This is a genomic window from Nonomuraea sp. CA-141351 (genome assembly GCF_050944675.1).
Classification (GTDB): domain Bacteria; phylum Actinomycetota; class Actinomycetes; order Streptosporangiales; family Streptosporangiaceae; genus Nonomuraea.
The window spans coordinates 13,613-29,151 of sequence record NZ_CP191983.1; the positions used below are offsets into that span (position 1 = coordinate 13,613).

The window sequence follows — 15,539 nt, forward strand, 5'->3', positions numbered from 1 at the left end:
ACTCCTCAATATCCGAGCGCGTTGGAATCGAGCAACCCGAGCACCGGGTTGTCCAAGGTGAAGAACGAGCCGTACTTGGTCGCGGACTGCAGCGTCCATGTCGTGATCCATGTGCCGGGACCGGTGACATGCGTGATGCCTCGGATGAACACGTCGCGCTGGATCGGGGCGCCGCCTCCGGACGGCCGCCGGATGATTCGGATCCGGTCGCCGATCTCCCGGCCGAGAACGTGAGGGAAGAGAGTGTCAGGGTCGGCGTGCGCGTGGATCTCGATGGCGTCGAACCGCTCTTCGGGCTCTTTGCTGACGTACAGGATCCAGCCCGCGTACGCCTCGACCTCGGTGTCCGACTGCAGCAGCAGGTCCGACGCTTGGAACGTCTTGACGAGAAACTCCGCCTGACTGGCAGGGTCACCGGCGACCTGCTCGACACCGCCCACCCGGGCGGCGCGGATCTCGTTGTAGAAGGTCACGTCGTCGGTGACGAGCTTCGCCCGCGCCGGCGTCCTGGTGCCGGCGACTCCGAACGTTGCCTGCACGGTGCTGCTGCGGGCGTCCAAAATGATGGCCTGCCGGTTGCGGAAGACGACCCTGCCGCTCCCGTCGATGTACAGTTCGCCGATCTCCGACTCAGCGACGGCCTGCAGCTCGGCGAGCGCCTCGCCTTCGAGCGTGGTGGCCTGCAGCGTGCTGTTGCCGGTCGCAATGGCCCTGTCGGCCAGTGGCCAGCCGACGCCGTCCAAGATGCGAGTGACGCGCGCTCCGGCGTTCTCACCCGCGCCGACAGACGTGACGGGCGGACGTTTGCGATTGCGCAGCACCTTGAAGCCGTCGGTAGCCGTCACGGTAACCAGGGAGGAGACATCGGCGATGTGCTCGATGTCCCATTCGTCGATGAAGCCGCGCCACAGGTTGTATGTGATGCCGTTCCATGTGGCCCGGTAGCGGATGGGCTTCATGGCGGTGACGCGACTTCGGCCTCCGGTCACGTACGGACCGGCCAGGTTGGTCGAGTCGAAGCGCCGATCGGTGTTGTCCAGCGTGCACTTGGCGGTGCCCGCGTCGTACCTGATCCGCGGCGACTCGACGCGGGAGGAACCGCGGCGCGTCTCGATGCCCCACTTCGCCCACGGGGTGACATCCGTCCACGTGCCCGCGATCGGCCCGATCTTGCTGTCACCAACGGCCAGGCCGTCCATATGCCAGTAGCCGCCAGCGTCCCGTTGCAGATGAAACTCAGTGGTCTGGGGCTTCCCGCCCGGCCACGCCAGCGTGCCGGAGCTGTTGTAGTCGGTATGGAAAGGGGAAGACGGGGTGGTGTACAGATACAACTCGGCGGTGCCGTTGCCCAGCGCGTTGATCGTGTACCTGACTTCGATCCTGACCCACTGCCCGACGGGCACCGGGTTGGCGAGCATGGCCGCGACCGACGTGCTGAACCCCAGGTACAAGCGCAGCGACCTGTCGGAGAACATCCACAATGCCGACACCACGGCATTGCCTGGCCCGAGCAGCACGAACACCCGCTGAGCACCCGCCGGCGCCGACACCAGGTACAGGTAGAACCTGGCGCAGATGACGTCCCCGGCCTGGGCCACCCCGGTCCAGTCGATGTGGCAGTCGACACCAGCGCTCGGGTTGAATGCGGACAGGCCGCTGGCGTAGGCCTGCGTGCTCGAGTATTGCGGACTGCCCGCGATGTTGTTGAAGGCATTCCCGCTGGCGCCGCCGCTGTTGCCCGTGGTGATCGTGGTCCCGCTGACGCCGCCCTCGAGCGTATTCACGCGAGCATTCCCACTCGGCAGGGTGTTGTCGAACATCACGTCGATGCTGACGGTGGGCAGGCTCATGTCGTCCTCCGCCAGGCGGCGCCGCTCCGGCGTTCGTACTGCTGGATCGACTCGACCACCTTGGCGCCGATCGCAGCCGAGGTGTCCATGCCGCCCTGGACCGTCACGTTGTAGTTGACGATCGTGGCCGCGGCCGCGCCGCCGGCGGCCGCCGACCAGCTCGGCGGCGACAGGGTGCCCATCGGGCGCAGGTACATGCCGCCGAACCGGTCGGCCACCTCGCTCAGGATGTCCTCGCTGCGGGCCCGCTTGCTCGCCGCGAGAGGGATGTACGCTTCGCCCTGCGTTTCCGGCTCCGCCCACATCCGGATCGTGTTCGCCGAGGCGATCTGGGCGACGTGGTGTTCACCGCCGCCCGCGAAGTGACGGATGCCGCCGTTGGCGTAGGTCAGGATGCCGCCGTCGGCTTGCCACGACTTCCGCGCGCCGAACTCCTGAACCTCGGTCCGCACCGTGATGACGCGGTCGCCCATGAGGCCTTCGTTGATCGACAGGCCGACCCGCCGCGCCGCCTCGAACACGCTCACTCGACCGTTGTCCATGGCTTCGCGGACCTTGTCGGCGACCGCCTGGCCGTGCCGGTAGCCGATGTTGCGCAGCACCTCCTCGGCGTCCTGCAGGTTCTTGGCGAACTCGTCGCCGGCCGACTTGCCAGACCGGCCGTACAGGCCGATGAACTTGGCGAGCTCCGCATCGCTCATCGATGCGGCGGTGGCCACGATGCCGGCGGCGCCGGGGCCGAGCTCGGCGAGCTCGGCGAGCATCTCCGGCGGCACCCGGCCAGCCAGGCTGACCATGTTCGCCCGCCACTGCTCCTGATCTTTGACCTGCGTTTCCAGCTCGGCCAGGAGCTCGGCGCTGGTCAGCTTGGCGTCGCCCCTGAGTTTCGCCCAGCTTTCAAGGACGGAGTCATTCGCGTCGCGGGTGTCGCGGGCGACCTCCTGGCGGGTGTCGCGCACGGCCTTCTCGGCCTCGGCGATGTCGCGGGCGGCGTCGCGTACGGCGCGCGTCTGCTCGGCCTGCGCCTCGGCGACCTGCCGGGCGCTGTCTTGGGCCACCTTCGCGGCGTCGGCCTGAGCGTCGGCGACCTGCTTCTGCGCCTCCTGCACCGCCTTGGCGTTCTCGATCCGTGTCCGGTCCAGTTCGCCTTCGGCGTCGGCGACGGCCCGCGCGGCGTCCTGGCGCTGCCGGGCGGCCTCGGCCTGCGCGTCGGCCAGTGCCTGCTCAGCGTCGGCGACGGCGCGGGCCGACTCCTCCCGCTGCCGTGCCGCGGCCGCCTCGGCCTCGGCCTCGGCCCGCCGCGCGTCCTCGATGCGGCCGATGGCGTCGACGACCTCGGCCGAGCCGTCGATCCCGCGCTGTTGGGCGTCGGCCAGCTCCTCGGCCAGCTGCGCGTTGCGGCGCTGGACCTCGCGCAGCCGCTCCAGCGCCTCCTGATAGGCGTGCTCGGCCTCGCGCCGGTCCAGGCTCGAGGCGTTCGGGTCGGCATTGATCTCATCCAGCCGTTCCTTGGCCCGCTCGATCGCGATCTGCGCGCCCTCCTCATCGAGGGCGGCGTTCGACTCGGCGGCGATGAGGTCCTCGAGGCGTTGCTGCGCGCGCTCGCGGGCGGCGGTCAGATCCTCGACGGCGTCCTCGACCCGCCGGTGGGCGTCGGCCACGCGCCGGTCGGCGTCGACCTGGCGGGCCGCCGCGTCCTGCTGCGCGTCGGCCACCCGGCGGGCGGCGTCGGCGACCCGGCGGCCGGCCTCTTCGGCGGCGCGGGCCGCCTGCTCGCGGGCGTCTTCCAGGCGCCGCTGCGCGTCGGCCTCCCGGCGCGCGCCTTCCTCGACCGCCGTGGCGACGCCGGCCTCGGCCTCGCGTACCCGGTCCTGGGCCGCGGCGACGGCCTCGGCCGCCTGGCGGTGGGCGTCCTTCACGCGCTGCTTGGCCGCGGCCACCCGCTCAGCGCTCTGCTCGTGGGCGTCAGCGAGATTGCGCTCAGCCCGCGCGATCCGCTCGGCGCCGGCGCGCTGCACCTCGGCCGCGCGCGCCTGTGCCTGCGCCAGCTCGTCCTGGGCCGAGGCGCTCTCCTTGGCCGACGACAGCAGGCTGCCCAACTTGGCGAACTCGGCGTAGGCGCCGGCCCACGCCTCGCGCATTTTCTGGCTGGCTTCGTCGGAGGAGTCGCCGATGATCTTGACGTCGTCGGCCGCGTCCCGGCTGGCCTTCCCCAGCTTGAGGCTCTCCCGTCCAGCCTCGCCCGCCCCATCCGCGAACAGGGTCAGCGCCCCGGCGGCGGGGTTGGTCACGGCGATCAACGCCTTGATCACGCCCGCGTTCTCCTGGCTCCACTTCACGAAGCTGCCGAGGGAGACGGTCGCCTTGGCTGCCCACTCGGTGACCTTCGCGAGGTTGACGGCGAAATCTGCCAGGAGTCCCGGGTTCTCCTCGACCGCGTCGGTGATCTCGAGGATCGCGGCGGCCAGGTGCTGCATGATCTCCGGCATGCGGGGGCCGACCTGGGACAGCACGGCCTCGAACGCACGTTCGACCCCATCGATGGCCGGGGACAGCTCCGACAGGGAGTCGATGCCCTGCTTGGCGAAGTCCTCGAATTCGGGGGCGAGCTCGGCCAGGTTGCGCCGCACGACCGGCGACAGCTCACCCAGCTCCCGCTCAGCGGCGGAAACGATCACGGTCCACACGTGCTCGAAGGGGACGCCCATCGCGGTCGCTTCGCGCTTGACGGCCTCCTTCAGATCACCGATGGCGTCCTGCGCGGCATCCGACCCGTGCGCGGCGGCCAGGCCGATCCCGGCCAGCGCGCCACCGAGCCCGACCGCGACCGCCTGCGTGGCCAGCGCGGCCACGCCGGGCAGCGCACCGATCGCCGCGGCGACGGTGGCGCCCGAGGCAACGCCGGAGCTGCGCACCGCGGTGAGCGCCGCCTGGATCATGCCGAGCGCGGCCGCGGCCGCGGTTCCGTCCACATCCACCCGGACGTTGATCCGGCGGTCGAGATCGCGGGCCTCCCTCTCCACCTTGTCGAGGTTGCGGACGGCCCGCTCGACTTGGGCGCTGACGACCACCTCGGGGTTCAGCTCGGCCAGCGCGATCAGCTCGCGGCGGATCTTGGCCGCCTCGGCCGCCGCGTCGCGGGCGTCGATGTCGATCTCCAGCCGCTTGCCGGACAGATCCCGCAGGCGTTGCGCCAGGCCGGCCAGCTGCCTCTCCGGCTGCGACAGGTCCGCCTCGACGTCGATCTTCGGCAGCCTCTTGGTCGCGTCTTCCAGCAGGCGGCGGGTCTTGATCGCGGTCCGACCGACGTCCTCGAGCCGCCGACCGAACCTGTCGGCCTGGGCCGCGTTCTGCGTCATCGCCGCCCCCTGCTGACGGGCCTGACGCTCCAAGCCTTCCAGCGCGCGCGTGAACTTCTTGGACGACTCCTCGGCAGCCGAGAGCCCCTTTTCAGCGTTCGTGGTGCCCGAGCCGTCCCACTTGCTCCGCAGGGCGATGATCAGATCACGCGTTGGCACGCCGCACCTCCTCGTTGGGCACCAGGACGACGTAGACCCCTTCGCCGTCCTCGGGGACGATCGAGGCCTGGGTCGCCGCCTTGACCTCACAGCCGCGGCACCGGCGCTTCTCGCCGGCGTAGGCGTGGCGGTGGCCACCGCGAGACTCGTCCCACTCGTCGCGGCGGGTGTCGCAGTTCGGGCACGTCTGGCGCTTCCACAGGTGGTGCCAGATCGCCTTGTCCCGGTCGTCGGCCGACCAGCGCAGGAACTCCGAGTGCGGGATGCGGTAGGCAGCGCAGACGTCCAGCTCCAGGGCTAGGGTCCTGTCCGCGCCCAGCCTTTTGGGAGGCTCTCGTCGGGTGTGCGCGCGTTGATGCGGATGGCGGTGTTGCACAGCTCGAGTTGCTCGGGCCCGTTCAGGACGTGCTTGAAGATGTGTTCCCAGTCGGCCTCGGACCGGCCGGACTCGTCGCACGCCAGCAGGCATGCGCGCGGGAACGTCTCGTCGTTCCACACCTTGTCGGCGGTGTCCGGCCGCGGCTTGTGCTGGCCCACGAGCGCCTCGAAGGCGTCGACCTCCATCGCGCGCAGCGGGATCCACTCGTAGCAGGCCCGCAGCTTCTTCTGTGCCCGGGTGAGAGCGGCCCGGGCCTTCTTCAGGGCGCCTTCGTCCACCTCGCTCTGCGTCTGCAGCAGGGCCAGGGTGAAGCGGGCCTGCTCAACCTCCTGCCGCGCCTCGGTGTCGTCGTCGATCCGGATCGGATGCTCGGCGCACAGGCGCGGCCGGTTGAGCAGGCGGTCGCTGGTGCTCATGCCGGGATGACCACGTTCTCGGCCGGCTCGGACGCGATGGCGTACTGGGTGGTGAACCGGCCCGGCTCGGCACCCATGCTGCGGATCTTGCCGACGGACAGCACCCGGACGTCGAACACGTCCATGAACCGGCCGGGCACGTCGCCGCCGTCCATCCACACGACGTTGCCCTCCGCATCGCGCGGCATCAGCGTGCGGGCGTCCTGGCCGTCCTCGCCCTCATAGAAGGTGATGCTGGACTGGTCGGCGTTGGTCAGGCCGGGGATGTTGCCGACGAAGCGGCTGTTCAGGTCCGGGGTCGGGATCGCCTGGCCGGCGACCAGCCAGCCCTGGATGTCGGCGACATCCTTGGACAGGTCGACGCCGGCGTTGATCTCGGCCCGGGTCACCGCAAGGATGTTGGCGATGGTCGGCAGCCAGAGGCACCTGGTGATGCCGGGCCTGAAAAATCTCTTAGCCGGAGTGATCGGCGTGGCGGCCATTAGTCATCCTTCCTGGAGGTGCTGCGCCGACTCTTCGGCGGCTGGGGCAAAGCGGAAGCCCCGGCATTTGCCGGGGCTTCCGAGGACTGGAGGTCGGGCCGCTGCGGGGGCTGCGGGGGCGGCGGCGGGTCGGTCTCGACCCAGCCCGAACGCTGGTGGTGCGGCAGGCTCTGCTTGCTGACCTCGATCGTGCGGCCGTCGAGGTTGGGGTGGGTGATCCACACGGTTTCCATGCGCAGGCCTCCCTTACGCCGAGGCGCCGATGATGACGACGTCGGCCGTCACGGGCGTACCGGCGCCGGAGTTGATCAGATTGATCAGGTCGGCTGTGCCGGCGGTGACGACGGTCCCGGCGGCCGAGGGGTCGTAGGCCAGGAACATGCCGCCGGGCCGGACTGGGTAGCCGTCGCCCTTGGCCATGAACAACAGCGGCCCGTTCGTGGCGTCGCTGACGATGTTGACGTTGTTGGTGTTCGTGGCCAGGGCGGAGACCAGGACCAGCTTGATCTTCGCGAAGGTGAGCGTCCCGCCCAGCGGCCCGGGAAGGGTGCCCGCCAGGTCGACGGCCTGCGTGCCGCTCGCCGGGATGGTGACCCGGTCGGAGTAGATCATGTCGGCCTGCCCGGCACCGGTCCCCTGGGCCAGGATGAGCTGGCGATTGATCGCCAGCGGCGCGGAGGCCGTGGTCAGGTCCAGCGCGGAGGACAGCTCGGCCTCCAGCTTGAACGACGACGACATTCTGAAGGTCATCAGCACTCCTTTGTGATCATCGGAACCCCAGGTCCCGTGCCGTCTTGTCGATCGCCGCGACGGCGGCCGCCAGGGCGCCGGACTGGCCGGCCTCGACCGCGGGGGCCAGGTACGGGCGGGTCTTCTGGACCTGCCAGTCGCGCGCGCCGCGCCGCCCGAAGAGCGGATGCCGGAAGCTGGTCGCGCCGGTGATGCCCTCGTACGGTCGGCCGTGCGGCGCCACAGCCGACCGGACCCGCAGGGACACTCCCGGGTCGCGCCTGGCGAACCGGATCGACAGCGTGATCGCGCGCGGGATCCTGGCCGACCACGCCGCGCGCAGCTTGGCGTCGGCGACGATCGGCTCGGCGGCCGTCTTCAGCGCCGGCCGCATCGCCTTGCGCAGCTCGGCCGGGAACTTGCCGAGCTCGCGATTCAGCTGCCGGATCGCCTGGGTGGGGTCTGTCGGCTCGGCCATCACGCCGCCGAGTAGGCGTCGACGTGCACGACGAACCGGATCGTGCACACGGGCCCGGCGTGGGTCTGATCGGCCGCCATGTCCAGCGTGAACATCCGCGCCCGCAGCACCGTGCCGCCCAGGCGCGAGTCCCGGTCGAGCTCGGCGCGGATCCCGGCCAGCAGCTCGAACGCCCGGACGCGGGTGGTGCCGGCGTCGGGCTTCCCGTCGCGGTGTGCGTCCCCGCGCCAGGCCGACAACAGGCACATCACGTCGTAGGACTCGTGGTCGGGGTTCAGGTCCAGCTGCTCACTGGTCAGCGCGGCGCGCACGTCGGGCTCGTCGCTGCTGCCGGAGTAGCCGATCTCGATCACGTCAGTCTCGACGTCCGTGACCGGACCGCCGTCCAGCACCTGGACGTCCGGCCAGGCGCGCTCGGCGAGCGCCACCAGGGCGTCGATGACAGCAGGGACGGTGAACATGCGGCAGGCCTTCCTGGTCGTGCTTGCTAGTCGCGGGGTCAGCGAATGAGCGGCTCATCGCGCTCTTGGTCCTTGCGCAGCCCGAGCAGCCCCGTGACTCGCCAGGGCAGCGCGAACGGGTGCATGCTGGCGGCGACAGCGGCGGCATCGCCCACGCGCGGGCGGCCGCCGGCGTTGTTGTGCTGCGAGCCCTGCCACAGGTGGCCGGTCAGCTCGAGCCCGGCCAGACGGAAGTTCTGCGGCAGCGGGGTGCGGCCGACGCGGGTCGTCACCCGCGCGGCGCCGCACCAGGCGGGCACCAGCAGCACGCCCTCGTCGTGCTTCAGCTCGTACCCGTCGGTCCCGGCCAGTGGGTCGGCCGCCGGCACCACCTCGCCGCCGGGCAGGCGGACCACGCTCACGACCGAGATGACGGGCCGGTCCGGCAGCACGATCACACCGCGGCGGGCCGACACATTCGCGACCGCGGTGTGCGGGCTGACGTAGCCCATCCGGTCCTCGATGGTCTGGCAGGCCGCGCCGATGAACCAGCGCAGCGCCTCATCGTCCTCGGTGCGCGCCGGGTCCTTCTTCAGAAAGTGCTTGGTGTCGGCCAGGCTGATGAACGGCGCGCCATCGGCCGGCTCGACGTCGATCACGTCGGTGAAGGCGCAGGCGTTGACGCCGGTCGCGACCCAGCGCACCCGGTGCAGCCCGGCCTGGACGGTCTCGTAGATGTAGCCGTAGGCGCCATCCGTGCCGGGCACCGATGCCTGGCTGTGGGCGGTGCCGTCGGGCAGAGTGATCGTGAGAGCGACGTTGCCGGCGTTCTCCGGCGCGCCGGCGGCGTTGGTGATGGTGACCGACAGGGGCACCGGGTCGCCGAGGTCGAAACTCATGAGCCGCTTTTGCGGGCCTGCGACGCACGCCGGGCCGGTTTCCCGGGCGGTTGCATCACAGGCGGGTCGTCCGGGGACGGCTCGTCCGGGCCCTGGTCCTGCTTCGGAGCCCGGGCCGGATCCGGGACGTGCACGAAGTACTGCGGAGCGGTCGTGACCGCCGGATCGTCGTCGGCCAGCTCGCTGCCGGCCGCGATGGTGCGCCACCCCTCGCGGGTGGGCATGTGGAACGTCTGCGCGGCGCGCTGCACGGCCGCCTCCTTCCGATGGAAGAGGGTGGGATCCCGCTGGATCCCGCCCTCGGCTTTGCTACGGGACGACGACGCGCAGCACGCGGAACGCGTCCGGGATCAGCACGTTGGCGCCGACCCGCCAGAACGCATACCAGCCGACCTCGCCGGTGGGCCGCTGGTTGGCGCCCTTGACGAGCGGCTCGTAGGCCACCGTCATGCCGACCCTGTCGACGATCAGGTAGTTGCTGAAGTCGCCGGCGAGCAGGATGTCGTTGGTGCTGGCGGCCGCGAGCGTGCCGTCCATCGCGCTGGACTCATACGCCGGGCGGCCGAGCAGCAGCGGCGGCCGGTCCATGCCCAGGTCGGCCCAGAACGCGTGCTGCGGGCCGGTGCCGGAAGCGAACTGGCGAGTCAACGAGTAGATCGAGTCGTTGGCGACCCAGGAGGCGCGCGAGCGCCACCGCGCCGGGATGGCGTCCTTGACCGCGTAGACGTCGGCGACGTCGTAGGAGGCGCCGCCCGTGACGCGGGAGCCGGCGACCGCCGCGACCGCAGTGACCACACCGAACGGCTGGTTAACGCCGGTACCGACGGCGAAGGCCGTGGCCTCCAGGTTGTCCTTGGCGTCGGCCAGGAGCATGCCGACCTGCGAGGCGATGTTGGTGTCCATCGTGGCCTCGAACGAGGCCTGCAGGTAGGCATCCGCCGAGTGAATGTGCACGAAGGGCTGAGCGAACGTCGGGCTGTTGTCCGGCACCTGCGTGGCCTCGGCCGCGCGCCACTGCGCGGTCACGCCAGCCGAGGAAACGCCGTGCCACTCGTTCGTAGTGATCGTCTCGGTGCGGGCGATCTGCCGGAACGGGTTCGTGCTGCCGGCGTTCGTCAGCATGATCGTGGGGTCGAGGTGGAACGGCACGAGGAACGCGCCGGCTGCGCCGGTGCCCTCGTTGATCGCCCGCCGGTGCTCGTCGGCGAACCGCAGCGCCTCCAGCTCCTCGGCCTCCAGCTGCCAGGGCTGCATGCCGCCCAGCACCGCCTCGAACGCTCGCTGGTAGGCGGGGCTGCCGGTGAGCAGCATGTGCCGGGCGATGCGGCCGTGCCGGTCGCCGCGCTCGATCAGGCGGGTGGCGCGCTCCCGGGCGTCGTCGTCGACGTCGGCCGGGGCCTGCTCGATCGCGTTCAGCGCCCGGGCGCGCAGATCGGCCGCGGCCACGGCGCGCGTGCGCACCTGGTCGAGGTCCTCATACGGGTCGGTCCGGACGTTCAGCGCCGGGGAGCGGTCGGCGCCGCCGGGCTCCAGACCGCGGCCGCGGGCGGTCGCGGTGCGGACGGTGGAGCGCACGCGCTCGATCGTGGCCGCGCGGCGGGCCAGCGGCTCGCGCTCGGTCTCCAGCGTCTCGAACTCGGTCTCCAGCTCGCCGAACCGGGTCGTCTCGGTCTCGTCCAGGTCGCGGTCGGCGAAGGTGAGCAGCTCGGTACGGATCGCCTCCAGCCGCTGGTCGATCTCGGCCAGGCGGCCGACGGTGCCGTCGCCGCCGGCGATCAGGTAGATCGGGCGGCCGTCGCGCCGGTAGCCGATGACATCGCCCGGCCGGGTGCCGCGGAAGTCAGGAAGGTCGTGGTGCATGGAGGATGCCTCTCTTGATCAGGCGGGCCCGCGCCTGCGCGCGGCTCATGACCGGACCAGAGCGGTGGCCCTGCTCGGGCTCCGACTCCTCCGTACCGGCCCCCTGCTCGGGGGTGGTGGGATCGTCTCCGGCCCCCTGCTCGGGGGTGGTGGACGCGAGTATGCGGGCGAGCTCGGCGCGCTCGGCCGTGCCGAGGTGGGCGAGCTCGGCGGCCAGTGAACGCACGCCGAGGATCGCGGCGGGCTCGTAAGCGGGCATGGGGGTGGGGCCGTACTCGCGCAGCGCGATCTCGCTGCGGACCACGGTCACCAGCTCGCCGCCGCGGGCGGCTCGGTACGGCGGGCGGCCGGGCTTGGACGGCTTGGACTGGATCATCCGGCCGGAGAAGGACTGCGCGGTGATGTCTCCGTTGCGGATCGCCTCGAGCACCTCATCGGCCAGCGGAGTCCGGTTGTAGCGGGTGACGGTCAGCAGGCCCTTGGCGTCGGCGCGCACCTCGAGCGGCGTGCCGAGCGGGACGCTGGCCCGCTCCGACGGGGTGCCGTGGAGAGTCGACGCGTGGTTGTAGAAGACGCCGTACCGGGTGCCGCGCTCGTTCAGGCTCTTGTCGAACGCGGTGCGGGCGATCTCCTCCATGTAGTGGCCGTCGCGGTCGTGGATCTCCGCTGGGGTGTCGAACACCGCGGCGTAGGCGGTGACCGTGCGGCCGTCCCCGCCGGGCGCGATCGCGATGTCCTCCAGCGGGAAGGTCCGGGTGACGTAGTTCATGCCTGGCCCTCCTCGGCCTGGTCGTCGTCGCGCTCATCGGCATCCGCCCCGTCGTCCGGCTTGTCGTTGGCCGGCGGCGCCTGGCCGTCCGGGCCGGGCTCGGGCCGCATCTTGTCGGGCGGCAGCAGCTGCACGCTGTAGAGACCCGAGTGCTTCAACAGGTTGAGGTCGTCGGCCTCGACCGCGGCGACCACGCTGGCGGGCTCGAACCCGGCGTCGCTCAGCGTGCGGATCGTGGCGGCCTTCTTGGACTGGATCTCGGCGATGTCGCCCAGGTCCTCGCGCAGGAACGCCACGTCGCGGTCGTTCCACCACAGCTCCGCGCCGTCGGGCACATCGACCAGGTGCGCCAACACGCCCGCGGCCCGCCGCCACAGCGGCCGCATGGTCGCATCAGCGAACCGCCGCCGACTGGAGGCGTAGTTGCCGGCGTTCAGCGAGCTGCCGGCCAGGCCCTCGGAGAAGCCGACGATGACCGGCGGCACACCGGCCGCGGCCGCCAGGCGGCTTTCGCCGATCGCCTGGACGGCCTTGTAGTCGAGGTCCTTCATCGACATCGACATCGCCTTGGCGTCCGCGCCGCCGCCGAGGTACATGGTTTTGTAGGCCACGTCCGCGCCGGCGTGCGCGGCCTCCATCTTCTCCACGAACCGGTCGAACATCTTCGGCGTCACCGAGGCGTCGACCGACACGACCACGCGCGAGGTCGCGCCGTTGCGGAAGAACGACCGCTTGTGCGTGACGGCCGCGCTGTCGGCTTCGATCTCTCCCAGCAGCGGCGTGATCCAGCTCATGCCGCGGAACTGAAATTCGGGGTCGGGGATGGGCGCGAAGTGTGCCACCTCATCCGGCAGCAGCACGGCGCCGTCGTCGGCGCCGGGCGCGCGCGGGTTGTAGATGTAGCCGAGCAACTCGCCGTCGAGGGCGTCGCCGTACAGGTCGGGCTCCTCATCCGACCCGGTGACGATGGTGACCCAGTCCGGCCGCAGCCGCTTCAGCGTGCCGTTCGGGCGGCGGGCGTAGAAGCTGTTGCCCGCCAGGTCGCTGTCTTGGATCATCCGCGACAGCAGATCCTGGGTGGTGGCGCCGGGCCAGGGCCGCTCCAGGGCGGCGAGGTCGCCGCCGGTCGACAGCTCGCCCGGGCCCGCCTCATGCAGCCGGCGGAAGGTGAACCGGGCCTCGGAGAACACCGACTGCCGCACGAACATCAGGGCCGAGATCGCGCCGTTGCGCTTGAGCACGTTCTGCGCGAGCGCCAGGAACTCGGCCGGGGTCGGCTTCTCCTGGCCGTTCACCGGTCGCGACATGCCGTAGTACGGCAGGAAGGAGCCGGAGTCATCGGCGAGCGGCGGCATGGAGCGCCGCCGGCGCATGCGCTGCAGCAGGTTCACCGCGGCACCTCCCAGTCATCGCCGCTGTCGTCGTCGACGTCGGCCAGCAGCAGGAACGAGGCCGCCGCGGCGGCGCCGGTGATGATCAGCCCGAACCCGATCCCGAACTGGATCGTCACGCCCACCGCGATCAGAAGGCAGCCGGCGACGTACCCGAGCCACGCTCGCGCCAGTTTCGACTTCATCGGATTGCCACCAGCGGCTCCTTCACCGGCTCGGCGATGTGGCCCTTGGTGGTGAACCCCCAGGCCGCCTCGGTCACGCCCTTCAGCGGACTGATGTCCACGCTGGCCAGCTTGCTGTCCCACGCCCGCGCGTCACCGAGCGGCCGGTCCACCGCGCCGGCGACCGCCGCGTCGAGCGCCGGATGGGGCAGCACGCGGATCGTGGGCTCGCCCTGCTCGGGCATGACCGCGTCGCGGAACTGGCCGTAGGCGTGGCCGACCTCGCGGTAGGTCGGCATGGTCAGCTCCAACTTCCCAACCTCCCCGTCCGGCTGCTTGATCTTCACGGCCTCGAGGTCGGCGATCAGGCTGCCGGCGGGCCCACCGGCGTCCACGATCCAGGCGGCCGGCCGCCACTTCTTCTGCAGGCCCTTGGCGCGCTTGGGGACCCACTGGGTGCCCGGCCGGTAGTCGATGACCTCGACGTGCAGCAGGCCGTCGGCCCGCCGGCCCGCGACCGCGATCGCGGCCCAGCTGCGATCCATGCTCACGGCGATGGAGAACACCACCCGGCCCACCGGCTCGGAGGCGGGATCGGCAACCGCCCTCCACTTCGCCTCGGGGATGACGGCCCACTCCGGCGCCAGGTCGGGCACGTGCTGGCACAGCACCTCGGTGCGGAAGATCGGTTCCGGGTCCGTCGACAGGGCCGAGGCGATCGCGTCCTCGGTGATCGTGTAGCCCAGGCTCGGGTTGGCCTGCGCCCACGCCTGCCGGTCCTGCAGCCGGCAGTGCTCGGTGTGCTTGTTGTCCGGCCGGCCGCACGTGCACTTGACGTCGTCCGGCGCCGACCACTCGAAGTGCCCCAGCGTCAGATCTACATTCGGGTCCGTCACCGTTGCTCGGCCCTGCTCCTGCAGCTGGTTGAGCACCACCGACTTGTCGTCGCCGGCGTTGGAGAATGCCCAGATCTGCGGGTCACGCCGCGCCATGGTGGTCTTGGTGACCGCGCCCCAGGCGTCCCAGGTCTGGTGCTCGCGCAGCTCGTCGAGGTTGACGTCGTCACCGGACAGGCCGCGGCCGCCGCGGCGGGAGGCGGCGGCGATCTTCCAGCGGCTCCCGTTGGCCAGGCGTAGCGCCTTCTTGCCGTTGGTTCTGTCGACGTGGGCAATCTCGCCGGCGAGTTCGGGCGTGCCCTCGACGATCTCGACGGCCTTCTCCCAGGACTCCTCGCTGATGTCGAGGTTCTGCGCGGTGCCGATGACCAGGCCGACGCCCAACACGAAGAGTTTCCAGAGGTTCTTGACCTCGACGATGGTCGTCTTGCCGTTCTGCCGGGCAATCAGCACCAGCACCGTACGGAAGCGGAAGCGGCCGTCCCAGCGCAGCTCGTGGGCGTGGATGAGCAGCCACCGCTGCCACGGGATCAGCCGCATGCCGATGATGTCCTGGCCGAAGTCGACCGCCGAGAACCCGCGACTGGTGGCCGGCGTCAGCGCGCACCCGCACCCGCACGGGCCCGGCGGGCCGGTCACCAGCGGCGGTGTCCAGAGCCTAGGAGTCGTGCTCCCCAGCAGCACCGGCGCGGAGTTGGGCAAGCCTTCCTCCGATCGGCCGGTCGTTCTTCATCGCCTTGCGCGCGGCCGGCGTCCCGCCGAGGTCGCGCAGCACGCCCTGCAGCTGCGGGCCCAGCCAGCCCACGGCCTTGGTCACGTCGCACATCGCCTCGAGCGCGGCCAGCCGCCTGTAGATCGACACATCGTCGGTGCCGGCCGCGTCCTGCCGCGCCTGAGCGAGCTCCTCGGCGCGCTCGATCGCCCGCTCGATCTCCTCGGCCTGGCGCATCGCCAAGACCTTCATCGCCTGGTCGGTCGGACCGAGCCAGTCCATCGCGTCGACGGTGGCCTTGACCGCGTCGCGCAGGTCCGGGGCGCGCTCGCGCTCGGGCTTGGCGGGGACGGGCTTGAGGTTGCGGCGGCGAGGCGGCATGACGGGGTCACCTCCTGCGGGTGGGGGGTAGGGGGTGCGGCGGGGGGAGAAAAAGGGAGACTGGCAGACGGGTCACCCGATGATCTTGGTCCGACGTCGCCACCCGGCCCCCCGGGGGTGCCCCGACCTGCGGCGATACCGTGCTCGGCGTGGTGTCGCAGTCGCTGCGTGAGCA

17 protein-coding genes are annotated in these 15,539 nt (G+C 71.1%); all 17 read right to left on the reverse strand.

What is annotated here, in order from left to right:
- Positions 1–5: 5 nt before the first annotated feature.
- Genes ACQPWU_RS60200 through ACQPWU_RS60280 form a run of 17 tightly spaced genes read right to left on the reverse strand, consistent with a single transcriptional unit; the run spans position 6 to position 15,364 of the window.
- A complete protein-coding gene (locus ACQPWU_RS60200) occupies positions 6–1,850 on the reverse strand; it encodes a hypothetical protein (RefSeq protein ID WP_433445724.1) in 1,845 nt (614 codons plus the stop codon).
- Positions 1,847–5,368 (reverse strand): hypothetical protein, encoded by a 3,522-nt coding sequence (locus ACQPWU_RS60205; protein ID WP_433445725.1) that lies wholly within the window; start codon positions 5,366–5,368, stop codon positions 1,847–1,849. The genes ACQPWU_RS60200 and ACQPWU_RS60205 overlap by 4 nt, the downstream gene beginning before the upstream one ends.
- Positions 5,355–5,744 (reverse strand): hypothetical protein, encoded by a 390-nt coding sequence (locus ACQPWU_RS60210; protein WP_433445727.1) that lies wholly within the window; start codon positions 5,742–5,744, stop codon positions 5,355–5,357. The genes ACQPWU_RS60205 and ACQPWU_RS60210 overlap by 14 nt, the downstream gene beginning before the upstream one ends.
- A complete protein-coding gene (locus ACQPWU_RS60215; RefSeq protein ID WP_433445728.1) occupies positions 5,666–6,163 on the reverse strand; it encodes a hypothetical protein in 498 nt (165 codons plus the stop codon). Before ACQPWU_RS60215 ends, ACQPWU_RS60210 begins: the two co-directional genes overlap by 79 nt.
- The gene (locus tag ACQPWU_RS60220) at positions 6,160–6,645 is read right to left on the reverse strand and encodes a hypothetical protein (RefSeq protein WP_433445730.1); all 486 of its coding nucleotides are present in this window, start codon (positions 6,643–6,645) and stop codon (positions 6,160–6,162) included. The genes ACQPWU_RS60215 and ACQPWU_RS60220 overlap by 4 nt, the downstream gene beginning before the upstream one ends.
- Positions 6,645–6,878 carry a hypothetical protein gene (locus tag ACQPWU_RS60225; protein ID WP_433445645.1) on the reverse strand — a complete coding sequence of 78 codons (234 nt, stop codon included), beginning with the start codon at positions 6,876–6,878 and terminating at the stop codon, positions 6,645–6,647. Before ACQPWU_RS60225 ends, ACQPWU_RS60220 begins: the two co-directional genes overlap by 1 nt.
- Positions 6,879–6,891: 13 nt before the next feature.
- Positions 6,892–7,395: a hypothetical protein gene (locus ACQPWU_RS60230; RefSeq protein WP_433445646.1), complete on the reverse strand. Its 504-nt coding sequence runs from the start codon at positions 7,393–7,395 to the stop codon at positions 6,892–6,894.
- Positions 7,396–7,411: 16 nt separating this feature from the next.
- A complete protein-coding gene (locus ACQPWU_RS60235) occupies positions 7,412–7,852 on the reverse strand; it encodes an HK97 gp10 family phage protein (RefSeq protein WP_433445648.1) in 441 nt (146 codons plus the stop codon).
- Positions 7,852–8,313 carry a hypothetical protein gene (locus tag ACQPWU_RS60240; protein ID WP_433445650.1) on the reverse strand — a complete coding sequence of 154 codons (462 nt, stop codon included), beginning with the start codon at positions 8,311–8,313 and terminating at the stop codon, positions 7,852–7,854. The genes ACQPWU_RS60235 and ACQPWU_RS60240 overlap by 1 nt, the downstream gene beginning before the upstream one ends.
- Positions 8,314–8,351: 38 nt before the next feature.
- The gene (locus ACQPWU_RS60245) at positions 8,352–9,191 is read right to left on the reverse strand and encodes a hypothetical protein (protein ID WP_433445651.1); all 840 of its coding nucleotides are present in this window, start codon (positions 9,189–9,191) and stop codon (positions 8,352–8,354) included.
- Positions 9,188–9,442, reverse strand: coding sequence for a hypothetical protein (locus ACQPWU_RS60250; protein ID WP_433445653.1), 255 nt, complete (start codon positions 9,440–9,442; stop codon positions 9,188–9,190). The genes ACQPWU_RS60245 and ACQPWU_RS60250 overlap by 4 nt, the downstream gene beginning before the upstream one ends.
- A 58-nt stretch (positions 9,443–9,500) precedes the next feature.
- Positions 9,501–11,051, reverse strand: coding sequence for a phage major capsid protein (locus ACQPWU_RS60255; RefSeq protein WP_433445654.1), 1,551 nt, complete (start codon positions 11,049–11,051; stop codon positions 9,501–9,503).
- On the reverse strand, positions 11,032–11,820 hold the full coding sequence (locus ACQPWU_RS60260; RefSeq protein WP_433445655.1) for an HK97 family phage prohead protease: 789 nt from the start codon (positions 11,818–11,820) through the stop codon (positions 11,032–11,034). Before ACQPWU_RS60260 ends, ACQPWU_RS60255 begins: the two co-directional genes overlap by 20 nt.
- Positions 11,817–13,211, reverse strand: coding sequence for a phage portal protein (locus ACQPWU_RS60265; RefSeq protein ID WP_433445657.1), 1,395 nt, complete (start codon positions 13,209–13,211; stop codon positions 11,817–11,819). The genes ACQPWU_RS60260 and ACQPWU_RS60265 overlap by 4 nt, the downstream gene beginning before the upstream one ends.
- Positions 13,208–13,396: a hypothetical protein gene (locus ACQPWU_RS60270; RefSeq protein ID WP_433445659.1), complete on the reverse strand. Its 189-nt coding sequence runs from the start codon at positions 13,394–13,396 to the stop codon at positions 13,208–13,210. Before ACQPWU_RS60270 ends, ACQPWU_RS60265 begins: the two co-directional genes overlap by 4 nt.
- Entirely contained in the window at positions 13,393–14,973 is a 1,581-nt protein-coding gene (locus ACQPWU_RS60275; RefSeq protein WP_433445660.1) for a hypothetical protein, read from the reverse strand. The genes ACQPWU_RS60270 and ACQPWU_RS60275 overlap by 4 nt, the downstream gene beginning before the upstream one ends.
- Complete coding sequence (locus tag ACQPWU_RS60280; RefSeq protein ID WP_433445662.1) at positions 14,930–15,364, reverse strand: terminase small subunit; 435 nt, start codon at positions 15,362–15,364, stop codon at positions 14,930–14,932. The genes ACQPWU_RS60275 and ACQPWU_RS60280 overlap by 44 nt, the downstream gene beginning before the upstream one ends.
- Positions 15,365–15,539: the final 175 nt, after the last annotated feature.

What these genes read in the sequence shown, in the direction of transcription:
- ACQPWU_RS60200 (WP_433445724.1), bottom strand. Translation starts at nt 1,850, where the DNA reads ATGAGCCTGCCCACCGTCAGCATCGACGTGATGTTCGACAACACCCTG.
- ACQPWU_RS60215 (WP_433445728.1), bottom strand. Translation starts at nt 6,163, where the DNA reads ATGAGCACCAGCGACCGCCTGCTCAACCGGCCGCGCCTGTGCGCCGAG.
- ACQPWU_RS60220 (WP_433445730.1), bottom strand. Translation starts at nt 6,645, where the DNA reads ATGGCCGCCACGCCGATCACTCCGGCTAAGAGATTTTTCAGGCCCGGC.
- ACQPWU_RS60225 (WP_433445645.1), bottom strand. Translation starts at nt 6,878, where the DNA reads ATGGAAACCGTGTGGATCACCCACCCCAACCTCGACGGCCGCACGATC.
- ACQPWU_RS60230 (WP_433445646.1), bottom strand. Translation starts at nt 7,395, where the DNA reads ATGACCTTCAGAATGTCGTCGTCGTTCAAGCTGGAGGCCGAGCTGTCC.
- ACQPWU_RS60235 (WP_433445648.1), bottom strand. Translation starts at nt 7,852, where the DNA reads ATGGCCGAGCCGACAGACCCCACCCAGGCGATCCGGCAGCTGAATCGC.
- ACQPWU_RS60240 (WP_433445650.1), bottom strand. Translation starts at nt 8,313, where the DNA reads ATGTTCACCGTCCCTGCTGTCATCGACGCCCTGGTGGCGCTCGCCGAG.
- ACQPWU_RS60245 (WP_433445651.1), bottom strand. Translation starts at nt 9,191, where the DNA reads ATGAGTTTCGACCTCGGCGACCCGGTGCCCCTGTCGGTCACCATCACC.
- ACQPWU_RS60255 (WP_433445654.1), bottom strand. Translation starts at nt 11,051, where the DNA reads ATGCACCACGACCTTCCTGACTTCCGCGGCACCCGGCCGGGCGATGTC.
- ACQPWU_RS60260 (WP_433445655.1), bottom strand. Translation starts at nt 11,820, where the DNA reads ATGAACTACGTCACCCGGACCTTCCCGCTGGAGGACATCGCGATCGCG.
- ACQPWU_RS60270 (WP_433445659.1), bottom strand. Translation starts at nt 13,396, where the DNA reads ATGAAGTCGAAACTGGCGCGAGCGTGGCTCGGGTACGTCGCCGGCTGC.
- ACQPWU_RS60280 (WP_433445662.1), bottom strand. Translation starts at nt 15,364, where the DNA reads ATGCCGCCTCGCCGCCGCAACCTCAAGCCCGTCCCCGCCAAGCCCGAG.